15 protein-coding genes are annotated in these 12,382 nt (G+C 71.2%); 6 read left to right on the plus strand and 9 right to left on the minus strand.

Annotation, left to right across the window (positions count from 1 at the left end; all coding sequences use genetic code 11):
* The first annotated feature begins 14 nt into the window (after positions 1-14).
* Both DW296_RS12065 and DW296_RS12070 read left to right on the plus strand, forming a co-directional pair.
* Positions 15-704, plus strand: coding sequence for a DedA family protein (locus DW296_RS12065; protein ID WP_136052431.1), 690 nt, complete (start codon positions 15-17; stop codon positions 702-704).
* A 43-nt stretch (positions 705-747) separates the two neighbouring features.
* The gene (locus DW296_RS12070) at positions 748-1,533 is read left to right on the plus strand and encodes a DNA/RNA non-specific endonuclease (protein ID WP_136052432.1); all 786 of its coding nucleotides are present in this window, start codon (positions 748-750) and stop codon (positions 1,531-1,533) included.
* Positions 1,534-1,549: 16 nt separating this feature from the next.
* On the opposite strand, the gene DW296_RS12075 is transcribed toward DW296_RS12070, so the two are convergent.
* The 8 genes from DW296_RS12075 to DW296_RS12105 form a co-directional block, all read right to left on the minus strand.
* Positions 1,550-2,638: an alkene reductase gene (locus DW296_RS12075; protein WP_136052433.1), complete on the minus strand. Its 1,089-nt coding sequence runs from the start codon at positions 2,636-2,638 to the stop codon at positions 1,550-1,552.
* A gap of 62 nt (positions 2,639-2,700) precedes the next feature.
* Positions 2,701-3,168: a MarR family winged helix-turn-helix transcriptional regulator gene (locus DW296_RS12080; RefSeq protein WP_025102533.1), complete on the minus strand. Its 468-nt coding sequence runs from the start codon at positions 3,166-3,168 to the stop codon at positions 2,701-2,703.
* Between the two features lie 52 nt (positions 3,169-3,220).
* Positions 3,221-3,676: a MarR family winged helix-turn-helix transcriptional regulator gene (locus DW296_RS12085; protein ID WP_025102534.1), complete on the minus strand. Its 456-nt coding sequence runs from the start codon at positions 3,674-3,676 to the stop codon at positions 3,221-3,223.
* Between the two features lies 1 nt (position 3,677).
* Positions 3,678-5,405 (minus strand): MDR family MFS transporter, encoded by a 1,728-nt coding sequence (locus DW296_RS12090; RefSeq protein WP_136052434.1) that lies wholly within the window; start codon positions 5,403-5,405, stop codon positions 3,678-3,680.
* Positions 5,406-5,479: 74 nt separating this feature from the next.
* On the minus strand, positions 5,480-5,848 hold the full coding sequence (locus DW296_RS12095; RefSeq protein ID WP_136052435.1) for a hypothetical protein: 369 nt from the start codon (positions 5,846-5,848) through the stop codon (positions 5,480-5,482).
* A 56-nt stretch (positions 5,849-5,904) separates the two neighbouring features.
* Complete coding sequence (locus DW296_RS16505) at positions 5,905-6,069, minus strand: hypothetical protein (protein WP_168429033.1); 165 nt, start codon at positions 6,067-6,069, stop codon at positions 5,905-5,907.
* A 105-nt stretch (positions 6,070-6,174) separates the two neighbouring features.
* On the minus strand, positions 6,175-7,500 hold the full coding sequence (locus DW296_RS12100) for a flavin monoamine oxidase family protein (RefSeq protein WP_136052436.1): 1,326 nt from the start codon (positions 7,498-7,500) through the stop codon (positions 6,175-6,177).
* A gap of 108 nt (positions 7,501-7,608) precedes the next feature.
* A complete protein-coding gene (locus DW296_RS12105) occupies positions 7,609-7,983 on the minus strand; it encodes a VOC family protein (RefSeq protein ID WP_136052437.1) in 375 nt (124 codons plus the stop codon).
* 112 nt (positions 7,984-8,095) lie between these two features.
* On the opposite strand from DW296_RS12105, the gene DW296_RS12110 reads away from it, so the two are divergent.
* From DW296_RS12110 to DW296_RS12120, 3 genes are all read left to right on the plus strand, one after another.
* Positions 8,096-8,302: a hypothetical protein gene (locus DW296_RS12110; protein WP_025102541.1), complete on the plus strand. Its 207-nt coding sequence runs from the start codon at positions 8,096-8,098 to the stop codon at positions 8,300-8,302.
* 50 nt (positions 8,303-8,352) lie between these two features.
* Positions 8,353-8,787, plus strand: coding sequence for a redox-sensitive transcriptional activator SoxR (gene soxR / locus DW296_RS12115; protein ID WP_060922707.1), 435 nt, complete (start codon positions 8,353-8,355; stop codon positions 8,785-8,787).
* Between the two features lie 152 nt (positions 8,788-8,939).
* Entirely contained in the window at positions 8,940-9,278 is a 339-nt protein-coding gene (locus DW296_RS12120; protein ID WP_136052438.1) for a DUF7882 family protein, read from the plus strand.
* A 39-nt stretch (positions 9,279-9,317) separates the two neighbouring features.
* Here DW296_RS12120 and DW296_RS12125 read toward each other — a convergent pair whose 3' ends face one another.
* Complete coding sequence (locus tag DW296_RS12125; RefSeq protein ID WP_136052439.1) at positions 9,318-10,745, minus strand: protein kinase domain-containing protein; 1,428 nt, start codon at positions 10,743-10,745, stop codon at positions 9,318-9,320.
* A 134-nt stretch (positions 10,746-10,879) separates the two neighbouring features.
* Between DW296_RS12125 and DW296_RS12130 the strand changes: the two genes are divergently transcribed.
* Complete coding sequence (locus tag DW296_RS12130) at positions 10,880-12,280, plus strand: threonine/serine ThrE exporter family protein (RefSeq protein ID WP_136052440.1); 1,401 nt, start codon at positions 10,880-10,882, stop codon at positions 12,278-12,280.
* The last annotated feature ends 102 nt before the right edge of the window (positions 12,281-12,382 follow it).

Below are 12,382 nucleotides of genomic sequence, written 5' to 3' on the forward strand. Positions count from 1 at the left end.
CGACAGAGGACACGATGACCCCCGGCACCCTGCCCCTCGCCGCTTCCGCCCCCGGCTACGACGGCTTCATCGGCTGGGTGCTCAGCCTGATCGAGACCCTCGGCGAGGTCGGTGTCGGCCTCGCGGTACTCATCGAGACGTTCGTCCCCCCGATCCCGTCCGAGGCGATCCTGCCCGCGGCGGGCTTCCTCGCCTACGACGGCCGGATGAACGCCTGGGGCGCCTGGGCCGCGGCCACCCTCGGAGGGCTCGTCGGCGCGTGGATCTGGTACGGACTCGGCGCGGCGGTCGGCCGGGACCGCACCCGACGCATCGTCGGACGCATCCCCCTCCTCGACCACGACGACTTCGACAAGGCGGAGGCGTTCTTCGCCCGCTGGGGCGGCGGTGCCGTGCTGTTCGGACGCTGCGTGCCCCTCGTGCGCTCCTTCATCTCGATCCCCGCAGGGATCGAGCGCATGGCCCTGTGGAAGTTCACGCTGTACACCCTGGTCGGGTCGGCCGTCTGGAACGGCATCTGGATCGGCCTCGGGTTCGCGTTCGGCCCCGCCATTCGGCCGATCCTCGAGCAGTGGAGCGGCGTGATCTCCGACGTGGTCGTCGGCCTGCTCATCCTGCTGCTCCTGGTGTTCATCGCCCTGCGCATCCGTCGCCGCATGCGCGAGGCCGCCGCACGGCGCGCGGAGGACAACGGTCCCGCCTGAGCGACGACTCCGCGATGTCGGCGGGGCGGGGCACGATGGAGGCATGACGGACGGCTACGACCCCGGGTTCCTCGGCATCCCGCTTCCGCTGCCCGTGCCTCCGATGGCGGTGCGCACCCTCCCCGCTCCCCGGTTCACGGTGCTGCTGGACCCGGAGCGGCGGCTCGCCGCGGTGACGGCCGTCACCATCGACGGCGCCCGCCTGCGAGATCTCCCCCGGACGGGTGAGTGGCGTCTTGACCCGCGAGTGCCCGCAGAGGAGCAGGCGGGTCCGGCGGTCTATGCGGGGAACGACCTCGACCGCGGGCATCTCGTGCGCCGCCGCGATCCGGGCTGGGGCGAGCGCTCCGACGCCCGCGCGGCCATGGAAGCCACCTTCACCTACCCCAACGCGGCTCCGCAGGCGGCCGTCTTCAACCAGTCGAAAGACCTCTGGCTCGGGCTGGAGGACCACGTGCTCGCGTATGCCGAGACGACCGCACGGCGCCTGTCCGTCTTCACCGCCCCGGTGCTCGCCGACACCGACCCGCCGTACCGCGGCATCCGCATCCCCCTCCGGTTCTGGAAGATCGCGGCCTGGAGCTCCGAGGGCCGACTCGCCGCCGCCGCGTTCCTCCTCGACCAGACAGAGCTCGTCGACACCAGGGAGGGTGTCCTCGCCGTCGCGTCGCTCGGAGCCTTCCGCACCTTCCAGGTGCCCGTCGCCGAGGTCACCACCCTCACCGGAGTCGACCTCGGCCCGCTGCCCGACGCCGACGTCCTCCCCCGACGCGGGATCCGCGAGACCGGATGGCGCCCGCTGCACACGGCCGACGACATCGTCGTGTGACAGCGGGCGCTCCGTATCACTCGCCGGCGCGCGCGACCTCCAGGGACGGGTAGTCGATGTACCCCTCGGCGGTCGAACCGTAGAACAGCTCGGGGCGCGGTTCGTTCAGCTCGGCCCCGGTCCGCCAGCGCTCCACGAGGTCGGGGTTGGCGATGACGGGACGCCCGGCCGCGACCGCGTCCGCCCAGTCCTCGGCCACCAGCTCCTCTGCCGCGGCACGGGTGGTCTCGACGCCGAAGCCGGTGTTGACGATCAGCGGTGCGCCCGCCGCCCGGCGGATGGCCTGGACGAGCTCTCCGGCGGGCTCGGCGTGCAGCACATCGACGAAGGCCAGCCCCAGAGGCGCGAGCCCTTCGGCGAGCGCGGTGTAGGTCGCGAGGACGTCGGCCGCGTCGTCCTCGATGACGCCCTGGATGCCGTGGGCCGGAGAGAGCCGGATGCCGGTCCGGTCGGCACCCACCGCGGCGGCGACCGCCGTGGTCACCTCGATCGCGAAGCGCGCGCGGTTCTCCGGCGAGCCGCCGTACCGGTCGTCGCGGACGTTGGACACGGGAGACAGGAACTCGTGGACGAGGTAGCCGTTGGCGCCGTGCACCTCGACGCCGTCGAAGCCGGCCGCGATCGCGTTCCGCGCGGCCTGGACGAACTGCTCGACGACCACCGGGATCTCGTCGAGGGTGAGGGCGTGCGCGACCGGCAGGTCGGCCTTGCCCTGGGGCGTCCGCGTCTGGCCGGGGGCGGCCAGGGCGCTCGGGGCGACGACGCGGGGCTCACCGGAGATCTCCGGGTGGCCCACCCGGCCGCCGTGCATGAGCTGCATGACGATGGTGCCGCCCTCGGCGTGCACGGCGTCGGCCACGCGTCGCCATCCGTCGATCTGGGCGGGGGTCACGATTCCCGGCTGCCCGGGGTACGACTTGCCCTCGAGGACGGGCCAGACGCCCTCGGAGATGATCAGCCCCTGCCCCGCGCGCTGACGGTAGTACTCCTCGATGATCGCGGTCGGCACGCCGTCGGCGTCCGCACGCGTGCGGGTGAGCGGCGCCATGACGACGCGGTTGGACAGGTGCAGCGAGCCGAAGTCGGCGGAGTCGTAGAGAGTCACAGAGGGACCAAGGACACGGCCGGCCGCTGTATTCCCGTGAATCGACCAGGTGTTCCGGTGTATCAACCGCCCAGATCGGCGACGAGGTTCGCGAAGTGGTCGAGGTCGGCGGCCGTCCAGCCGCGCAGTCGCTCGCCGATGCGCCCCTCATACCGGGAGCGGGCGAGAGCGACGCGCTCTTCGGCCAGCGGGGTCGCCACCAGCACCCGGGCGCGGCGGTCCTCGGGATCGGGGATGCTCTCGACGAGCCCGAGCTGCTCGAGCTGACGCACCTGCCGGCTCACGGCGGATTTGTCCGTCTGCAGGCGCTCGATGAGAGCCCCCGCCGAGGTCGCCCGTCCGGCGAGGATCGAGGTCAGCACCTGGTACCCGAGCGGCTGGAGGTCCGGATGCACGGTGGCGGCAGCCTCGCGCCACCCGACGCGGATGCGGGCGAACAGACGGCCGAGCTCGTGCTCGACGCGGGCGACCGCCTGGTCGAGATCGTCGAGGGGAGCGTCGTCGGCGGGATCGTCGGACGAGGCGCGCATATCGCCAGTGTACGGCGAAGCCCCGCGACCGCAGGCGGTCGCGGGGCCCGGTTCAGACCTCGGCGAGGAGCCGGAACACCTTGGACGCGGCGTCGATCTCGGCGGGCGTGAGCTCGTCGATCACGGCGCGGAGCCGGGTGCCGTACTCTCGCCGGACCTCGGTGAGAGCGGTGCACGCGGCGGGCGTCGCGGTGAGCACCCGGAGCCGGCCGTCACGCTCGTCCGGCACGGAGGCGATCAGCCCGAGGTCCTCCAGCATCCGCACCTGGCGACTGACGACGGACTTGTCCATCTCGAAGCGCTCGGCGAGCTCGTGCGCGCTGGCCGAGCCCGCCCGGTCGATGAACGTGAGCAGCTTGTACCCCGCCACCTGCAGCTCCGGGTGGACCCGGGACGCCGATTCCTTCCACAGCGACCGGGTCCGCGCGAAGATGAGGTTGAGATGCGCCTGGAGGTCGCTGAGGGCGGTGTCGACGTCGGGGGTGCCGACCGCCTCGGACGCGATCATGTCAGCGCTCCTGCTTCCGATCGTCGCGCTCGAGCACGCTCACCGACCCCGTGGTGGTCGCCGGTCCGGCCTGCCCGGTGCGGATCGTCCCCGTCGAGAGGTTGGCGCCGACCTCGGCCTCGGAGACCTCGATGACGGACTCCTCGGCCTGCTCGCGCAGCTGCTCCGCGGCGTTCTTGGTGGACAACGGCTTGTTCTTGATGAAGGCGATCGCGATGATCGCGATCACGGCCAGCGGGATGGCGAGGATGAACGCGTCCGCGATGCCGTGCCCGTAGGCGCTCTCGACGATCGTGCGGATCGAGTCGGGCAGCTCGCCCACCTTCGGCACGTCGCCGGAGCCCAGGCGCTCCAGGGCGCTGATCTCGTCGGGCGACGTCGGGACGAAGCCCTTCAGGCCGTCCTTCATGAAGTCGGCGACGCTGGTCGACAGCAGCGATCCCATGACGGTCACGCCGATGGTGCCGGCGATCGTGCGGAAGAAGTTGACGTTCGACGACGCCGCGCCGAGCTGCTGCGGAGCGGTGTCGTTCTGCACGATGAGGGTCAGGTTCTGCATGACCATGCCGAGACCGGCACCGAGGACGAACATGTAGACCGCGACGAGCGGGAAGGGGGTGTCGTAGCGCAGGGTCGCCATCAGGCTCACACCGATGGTGGAGAGGATCGATCCGGTGACCATCCAGCCCTTCCACTTGCCGAACCGGCTGACGAGCTGGCCGATGATGATCGACGCACCCATCTGACCGATGATCATCGGGATGGTCATCAGGCCCGACTCGGTCGGCGTGGCGCCACGGGCCAGCTGGAAGTACTGGGCGAGGAAGACCGAGGTCGCGAACATCGAGACGCCGATCGCGATGGAGGCGACGACCGACAGCGTGAACGTGCGGTTGCGGAACAGCGACATCGGGACGATGGGTTCCTTGACGAAGAACTCCACGGCGACGAAGGCGGCGATGGCGACGCCCGCGGTGACGGCGAGCGCGATGCTGGTCCCGGAGTCCCAGTCGAACTGGCTGCCGCCCATGGAGACCCAGATCAGCAGGGTCGAGACGCCGACGGCGAGCAGGACGATGCCGAAGTAGTCGATGGACACCTTGGTGCCGCGCTGCGGCTTGGGCAGGTGCAGGGTGAACTGCAGCAGCACCAGGGCGACGATCGCGAACGGGACGCCGACGAAGAAGTTGGCGCGCCAGCCCCAGGCGTCGGTGATGACGCCGCCGAGCAGCGGGCCGCCGATCGTGCCGAGGGCCATGATGCCGCCGACGACACCCATGTACTTGCCGCGCTCGCGCGGGGAGATGATGAGGGCCACGGCGATCATGACGAGCGACATGAGGCCGCCGACGCCGATGCCCTGCACGACGCGGACCGCGATGAGCATGTTCGTGTCGGTCGAGAAGCCGGCGATGACGGTGCCGACCGTGAAGAGGATGAGCGAGATCTGGATGAGGACCTTGCGGTCGACGAGGTCGGCGAGCTTGCCCCAGATCGGCGTCGAGACGGCGGTGGCGAGAAGGCTCGCGGTGATGACCCAGGTGTACTGCGACTGGGTGCCGCCGAGGTCGGCGATGATGACGGGCATCGAGGTCGATACGACCGTGCCGGAGAGCACGGCGACGAACATGCCGACGATGAGGCCGGAGATCGCGGTGAAGACCTCGCGGGCCGAGCGCGCGGTCTCGGAAGAGGATGAGGTGTGTGTCACGGGGGAATGCTCCTGCATAGAAAGTTGATCGAGATCAACCATACGCTGATAGTTGCGGTTTCGCAACTATCGGCTGCACTCCCCACCGCGGCTCAGCCGCAGAACGAGGAGAGCCCGTCGTGGAGGCGCTCGATCGCCTCGACGGTCTCCGGGGCCTGAAGGTCGGTCATGCCGCCGAGCTGATCGGCGCCGGAGCGGATGAGATCGCCGAGCTGCCCGTCCATGCCGTCCGCGACGCCGTCGAGGGTGGCGACGAGGTCGTCGCGTGCGGCGTCGAGCTGCTCCGCGGACGCGTCACCCTGGCTCAGCAGCTCCTGATACTGCGCGTACGCGTCGTCGATGGTCGTGCACGTCTCCGCCACCGGGACCCCGAACGCATCACCCGCGGCCTGGGTGACCTGGGCGCACCCCGCGAGGAGGCCGACGGCGAGAAGCAGAGGGACGAGGGCGATTCGGCGCATGCCCCGAGGGTAGCCGCGCCGGCTGGCGCGCGGCTGACCCTCGGGCGGTGCGGCGGTCAGCCGCCGGACGGGTTCTCCAGGGGCTTGCCCTCGTCGTCCGTCGTCTCGCGCTCGAGCACGTCGTCGGTGCTCTCGCCGCCGTCGTCGGGAGCGCCGCCGGAGGCCGTGTCGGCTTCCTCGTCGGCGCCGGGGGTGCCCTGCGTGTTCTGGGGGTCACTCATGCTCTCCTCCTCTGTTCGGTCCCACGACCGTATGCGTGGCGGCGGGAGCGGCGCAGGGGGTTGACCGGGCGCGCGGCGGCGACCACACTGCCGTCGCCCGCGGTGTCAGTCCAGGGCCCAGAGCCGCTCGATCGGCACCGCCCGCCCGAGGATGCGCTCGGCCGCACGGTGCCCAGAGAACAGGGCCGCCGGCACCGTGGCCGGGTCGTCGGTCCACGTGGCCTCACCCGCGATGTGCAGCACGCCGCCGACCGGGGTTGCGAGGTCGTCGTGGTCTGCGGTGGTCGATCCCACCGTCATGTACGCATACGACCCGTGCGCGAACGGATCGTCCTGCCAGGCCGTGCGGTGCAGCCCGACCGGGTCGGGGATCCCGTCGCCGTAGAGCCGGCGGAGCTGCGCCATGATCGAGGCCTGCACCTGCGCATCGCTCCAGTCCCGCGTCGCGAGGGCAGCGGGCCCGGCGGCGAAGGTGAGCAGGAGCGGCTCGTCGTGCAGCGCCGTGAGGTCGTACCAGGAGTGCCACCACCGCGCCTCGGGGCCTTGCTGCCGGAGGGCGTACACCCCGTCTTCCCAGAACCGCGCGGGGAACCGCAGGAAGACCTTCTCGAAGGCGTTCATGCGCAGCCGCCCCAGCGCCTCGGCGTTCACCGGCGGCAGCGGAGGGACGATCTCCATGGTCCCGGCCTGCAGCACGCCGACCGGAACCGTCACCACCGTCGTGTCGCCGGAGAAGTCGCCGTGCGGAGTCCGCACCCAGACGCCGTCGTCGCTCCAGTCGACGCGGGTGACGATGTGCTCCAGCCGGACGTCGAGCCCATCGGCGAGGCGCTCCGGGAGCACGTCGTAGCCGTCGGGGAAGACGACCTCGTCGCCCTCGATCGCGTCGTCGTCGAGGCCGTGCGCCGCGAGGTCCTCGATCCACGCCCCGTACTGCTCCTCGGCGCGATGCTCCAGGTACTCCCGCACCCGCTGCGTACGATCGGCGCTCCACTCCTGGCGCGAGAGCGCCGCATCCGTGACGTCGCGGTAGGAGGCTGCGGGACCGGAGGTGGCGATGACGTCCGGCAGCGCGGCGTCTACCGCATGGACATCGGCGGCGAAGGCGCGCGCCTCGTCGGCGGAGAGCGGGCGCCCGTCAGGGCCGTGATATGCGATCGGCCGGCTGTCCACCTGGAAACCGCCGACCGTGAACTCCACGGTCCGCATGCCGAAAGCGTCCGCAGCCGCCGCCACCGGGCTGCCGTCGACACCATGGATCCAGGAGGCGCCGAGATCGACGATGCCGTCGGTCCGATCCGTGTGCACCCGGCCACCGATCCGGTCGCGGGCTTCGAGCACCACGACCGTCCGCCCGGCATCCTGCAGCAGCCGCGCCGCCGTCAATCCCGCCACGCCCGCGCCCACGATCACCGTGTCGATCTGCTCCATGCGCCCCTCCTCGCAGCCCCTCCGCGCGGAGCCGTGCCCCGACGATAGCCCAGCCCGGCACCCACCGACAGGGCCGCGGAGCCCGACGACCCGCTCGCGACGCCGGACTCAGGCGACGTGCTGGATGAGCCCGAGCAAAGTGCGGTCCGGGTCGAAGAACTTCAGGAAGAGGGCGAAGCCGCCGTCGTCGAAGCTCGCCACGTCGACGCCCTCTGCCGCGAACCGCTCGGCGAGCGCGTGGATCTCCGTCGTGCGCAGGAAGAAGAGCGGCCGCTCCTCCCCCGACACCGTGAGCTTCATCGGCGCGTGCCCCGGCGCCTCCCAGAGCATGAGATCCGGACCGCCCTCGGCGCGGAGCATGGCACTCGACCCGTAGTCGGTGAGGACGCGGAAGCCGAGCAGACGCTCGTACCACGCGATGGACGCCGCCAGGTCGGCGACAGGAAGCTGGATGTGATCGAGCCCGGCGAGGACGGATGCCATGCGAAAACCCTCCGAGGTCGTGTCTGCTCACCGTAGCGCCACCCACCGACCACACCGCGGGCCGTATGACAACCCCCTGGGCGCCGCACGCGGCACAGCGCACCCTGGGGCCATGAGCCACCACCCCGATGACATCAAGCAGCCCTTGGATCACCTGCCCCCAGCGGACGAGCGGGACAAGGCCGTCGAGATCGACGAGCCGCACTATCCGACGTCGGGCGCACCGGCCGACAGCCCGGACGTGACGCCGGAGACCGCGGCAGAGCCGGACAAGCCGAACCGACACGGCGTCGACAAGCTTCCGCCGACCTCGCGCTGACCGTTCCGCCCGTTCCTCAACTAATGTTGAGGTCTACGGAAGGGCGGCGGATGGAACCGGACGATCTCCTCCCGATCGGAGAGGTCACCCGACGCACGGGCGTCGCGCCCTCGGCGCTGCACTTCTACGAGCAGCTCGGCCTCATCGCCTCGACGCGCACGCCCGGAAACCAGCGGCGCTATCGCCGCCACATGCTGCGACGGATCTCGATCATCGTCGTGGCCAAACGCATCGGCATCCCGCTCAGCGAGGTCCAGGAGCTCTTCCAGACCCTGCCCGTCGACGCCCCGCCCTCGCACGGCGATTGGCGCCGCGTGGCCAAGCGCTGGCGCGCCGAGCTCGAAGAGCGGCGCACCCAGCTCGAGCATCTGCAGCGCGAGCTCGCGGGCTGCATCGGCTGCGGCTGCCTGTCTCTGAAGGCCTGCCGCCTGCTGAATCCGGAAGACGCCCTCGGCGAGAACGGCCCCGGCCCCCGCCGCATCTGAGGCCGGGGACGTCCGCCTCGTCCGGCTGGACGAAGGTGGGGTGTTGCGGAGCCCGGATCGGTGAGAGCGTGGAGACATCCCCACCAGCGATCAGCGTGGTTGCGCCTCTTGGCAAACGGGTTCCTGTGGAGATGGAACGAAGGATCCATCCAATGGGCAAGTTCATCTATGAAGGCGGTCCGAAGATCGAGATCGAGGACCGCGCTCTCACACATATCCAGCTCGTCATGACGACGAAGCTCCGGCGCGGCGAGCCGATGCCGTTCTCGTGGAAGGAAGACGCCTCCATCGGAGGCGGCCGGACGACGGTCTGGGTGCATGCGCACTCGAACATCGTGTTCAAGTTCTTCGGCAGCAGGCCTCCGGCCATCAACCGGCGGTGGGTGGACGCGCTGGCGTTCACCGCGAACACGCCGAACGGCCTGTATCTGGTGCCGGAGCCGACGGAGACGAGCAGCGCCTCCCGGCAGCTCGCGGATCTCGCCGTCTGACACCATTACCGCCGCAGGGGAGGGCGCAGGCCCGAGGACTCAGTCCTCGAGGTCGGCGTCCTCCTCTTTCGCCTTCTCGGCCTTCTCCTGGGCCTTCTCCGCTTCCTTCTCGGCGCGCTCCTGAGCCTTCTCGGCCTTCTTCTGCGCGTCCTCCTCGGCCTTCCGCTGCTCGTCGGCAGCCTTCTGCGCGGCCTCCTGCGCCTTCTCGGCCTTCTTGTCGTTCGGCACGTCGGGCGCCGGTTCCGGGGCAGGGGCGTCGACCGGGGTCACCGGCTCATCCGCCTCCTCCGGCACGGTCGCGGGCACGACGACGGCCGGCGTGGGCGACGAGCGCGGGGTCGGCTCGGTGTCGACGGGAGTCACCACGGGATTCGGGTTGAGCGCCCCCGCCGCCCAGAGCGTTCCGGCCACGGTGAGGGCGACCGCGACCGCCACGGCTCCGGTGAGGAGTCCGCGGCGTCGCCGCGCACGCTGCATCCGCGGACCCCGGGAACGGAGCACCGCAGCCTCGGGGGTCGCACGGCGGGGTAGCACGAGGGTCGGCGTCGGCTCCGACGGCGCGGTCGACGCCTGCTCTGCGAACGCTGCGGCGGCGATCGGAGCCGGCACCGGTGGTCGCGGGGGAATCGACGGGTCGTGCGCGAGCGCGGACACCGCCGCGAAGACGCCCGCGGCGCTCGGCCGGTCCCCCGGGTCCGTGGCGGTCATCCGCTGCAGCAGCGCGGACCAGGCCGGACCCACCGATTCCGGGATCGCGGGAGGCTCGATCAAGCGGGCCAGGGTGGCACCGATCCCCTCCGCCTCCGCGAAGGCGCGCTCTCCCGTGAGCGCTTCGCGCAGGACCAGACCCAGCGCGTAGATGTCGGCGGGCGGCGCGGGCGCGGCGCCGTTGAGCTGCTCCGGCGCCAGATAGGCCGCGGTGCCGATCACTGTCCCAGGCGACGTCAGCCGGGCCGCGTCCACGAGCACCGAGATCCCGAAATCGGCGAGCTTGGCACCCGACCGGCTCCCGGCGAGGGAGCGCCCCGTGAGCAGGACGTTGGAGGGCTTGATATCGCGGTGCACGATCCCCGCGCCGTGCACGACATGCAGGGCCTCCGCGAGATCGGCCGCGAGCGCCGCCACTTCGTCCGAAGGCAGCGGCCCCTGGGCGATCCGCGCGGCGAGGGTCGGCCCGTCGACGAACTCCATGACCAGGTACTCGGCCCGTCCCGGATGCAGCTGCGCGTCGTACAGCGTGACCAGAGCCGGATGATTCAAGGAGGCGAGCACGGTCATCTCACCGCGCGCGCGCTCGGACGCCGCGCCCTGCTCGGTCTCCGCACGGAGCATCTTGATGGCCACGGTGCGCCCGAGCAGCGAGTCCTCCGCGCGGTACACGCGTGCCATCCCGCCCTGCCCGACGCATTCCCGGAGGTGGTAGCGCCCATCGAGCAGCGCCTCCGTGGGAAGCGAGTCATCCGTCATCGTCGAATCCTCCTGCCACGGCGTCGGGAGCGGCGCGGCGAGACCCCACTGTAGAAGCAGGGTCGGGGGCCGTCTCGGGCCTTGACAGACGGGCCGTCGATGGGGAGGTCTCAGACCGCGAGAGAATGGGACATATGCCTGCGCGTTCCCCCCAGCGACTGCTCCTCTCCGTCCGGCGGCTGCTGCACACCGACCCGTCCGCGGTCGCCCACACCGAGGCGATGCCCGTGATCGACGAGCACACCGTCCCGCGGGTCCTCGATCTGGCGACGCGCATCGGGGAGTCGATGTTCGCGGTCGGCGCCTCCGCGCACGAGGTCACGCTCGCGATCACCCGCGTCTGCGAGGCGTACGGCCTCAAGGGCGTGCAGGTCGACGTGACTTACAACTCGATCACGGTGTCCTTCCACCTCAGCGGGGAGGTCTGGCCGGAGACGCTGGTCCGCGTGGTGCGCGTCGCCGCCCCTGACCACGCGAAGCTGCAGCGGGTGCAGGCCCTCGTCGCGGACATCGATGGCGGCCTGGACCTGGAATCCGCGCGCACCGCGTTCCGGGTCATCCGTCGCGTGCCCTTCCGCTACCAGCAGCCCGTGGTGATCGTCGCCCGGGCGCTCCTCGCGGTCGGCGTGAGCATCATGCTCGGTGCCTCTCCGCTCATCGTCGGTCTCACGTTCGTCGCCGCGCTGGGGGCGGCGCTCACCCAGGCGGGCCTGGCCCGGCTGCGGGTGCCGCTGTTCTTCAGCCAGATCGCCGGAGGCCTCGTCACCACGGTCGTCGCGGTCGCCGTCTCGGCGCTCGGCAGCGCGGGGGTCGAACCGTTCGTCGGCATCCGCCCGTCGATCATCGTCGCCTCGGGAATCGTGCTCATGCTCGCCGGGCTCACGGTGGTCGGCGCCGCGCAGGACGCCATCGACGGCTTCGCCCTCACCGCCGGCGGCCGCATCCTCGACCTGACGATGCAGACACTCGGGGTGGTGATCGGCATCCTCGTCGGGCTGGAGCTCGGCGGCGTGCTGGGCTTCACGATGGAGCTGCCGGACGACCCCGCGCCCTTCGGGCCCCTGCTCAACCAGTTCGCGGGGGCCATCATCATCGCGATCGCCGTGGCCGTGTTCAACGGCGCCGGCATCCGCATCATCCTCGTCAGCGCGCTGCTGAGCGCCGTCACCCTCGCCGGGTACGCCGGCACCATCGCCCTCCAGCTCCACCCGGCCGCGGCGAGCGCTGTCGGAGCGCTGCTGGCGAGCTTCATCGGCATGCTCATCGCGCACAATCTGCACGTGCCCTCGGTCGCGGTGACGACCGCCGCGATCGTCCCGCTCGTCCCCGGCGTCGCGGTGTTCCAGGGCCTCCTCGAGGTCGTGCACGCAGCGGGCACCTCCACCGGGATGCTGGCCGTGGGCGGATCGCTCATCGACGCCGCCGTGATCGGGATCGCCCTCGCCTCCGGCGCCTCCCTCGGGCTCTACCTCGGAACGCCGGTGCGGGCGACTCTCGCCGGTGTCGCGAAGACCAGGGCGCGCGTGCGCCGCTGATCCGACGGGGTCATCCCGCCGTGGAGTCGGCGGCGAGGTCGAGCACCCACTCGTTGACCGTGAGCTCGGCCCCGCGGAACTGCTCCGTGATCGTTCCCCGCC

The organism is Microbacterium sp. K36 (assembly GCF_004794355.1).
In the GTDB taxonomy this organism is placed as follows: domain Bacteria; phylum Actinomycetota; class Actinomycetes; order Actinomycetales; family Microbacteriaceae; genus Microbacterium; species Microbacterium paraoxydans_D.

Bases quoted from the DNA above. Each gene is read 5' to 3' on its own strand.
- DW296_RS12065 (WP_136052431.1), top strand. From the start codon at position 15: ATGACCCCCGGCACCCTGCCCCTCGCCGCTTCCGCCCCCGGCTACGAC.
- DW296_RS12070 (WP_136052432.1), top strand. From the start codon at position 748: ATGACGGACGGCTACGACCCCGGGTTCCTCGGCATCCCGCTTCCGCTG.
- DW296_RS12080 (WP_025102533.1), bottom strand. From the start codon at position 3,168: ATGCGCGCCTCGTCCGACGATCCCGCCGACGACGCTCCCCTCGACGAT.
- DW296_RS12085 (WP_025102534.1), bottom strand. From the start codon at position 3,676: ATGATCGCGTCCGAGGCGGTCGGCACCCCCGACGTCGACACCGCCCTC.
- DW296_RS12090 (WP_136052434.1), bottom strand. From the start codon at position 5,405: ATGCAGGAGCATTCCCCCGTGACACACACCTCATCCTCTTCCGAGACC.
- DW296_RS12095 (WP_136052435.1), bottom strand. From the start codon at position 5,848: ATGCGCCGAATCGCCCTCGTCCCTCTGCTTCTCGCCGTCGGCCTCCTC.
- DW296_RS16505 (WP_168429033.1), bottom strand. From the start codon at position 6,069: ATGAGTGACCCCCAGAACACGCAGGGCACCCCCGGCGCCGACGAGGAA.
- DW296_RS12100 (WP_136052436.1), bottom strand. From the start codon at position 7,500: ATGGAGCAGATCGACACGGTGATCGTGGGCGCGGGCGTGGCGGGATTG.
- DW296_RS12105 (WP_136052437.1), bottom strand. From the start codon at position 7,983: ATGGCATCCGTCCTCGCCGGGCTCGATCACATCCAGCTTCCTGTCGCC.
- DW296_RS12110 (WP_025102541.1), top strand. From the start codon at position 8,096: ATGAGCCACCACCCCGATGACATCAAGCAGCCCTTGGATCACCTGCCC.
- soxR (WP_060922707.1), top strand. From the start codon at position 8,353: ATGGAACCGGACGATCTCCTCCCGATCGGAGAGGTCACCCGACGCACG.
- DW296_RS12120 (WP_136052438.1), top strand. From the start codon at position 8,940: ATGGGCAAGTTCATCTATGAAGGCGGTCCGAAGATCGAGATCGAGGAC.
- DW296_RS12125 (WP_136052439.1), bottom strand. From the start codon at position 10,745: ATGACGGATGACTCGCTTCCCACGGAGGCGCTGCTCGATGGGCGCTAC.
- DW296_RS12130 (WP_136052440.1), top strand. From the start codon at position 10,880: ATGCCTGCGCGTTCCCCCCAGCGACTGCTCCTCTCCGTCCGGCGGCTG.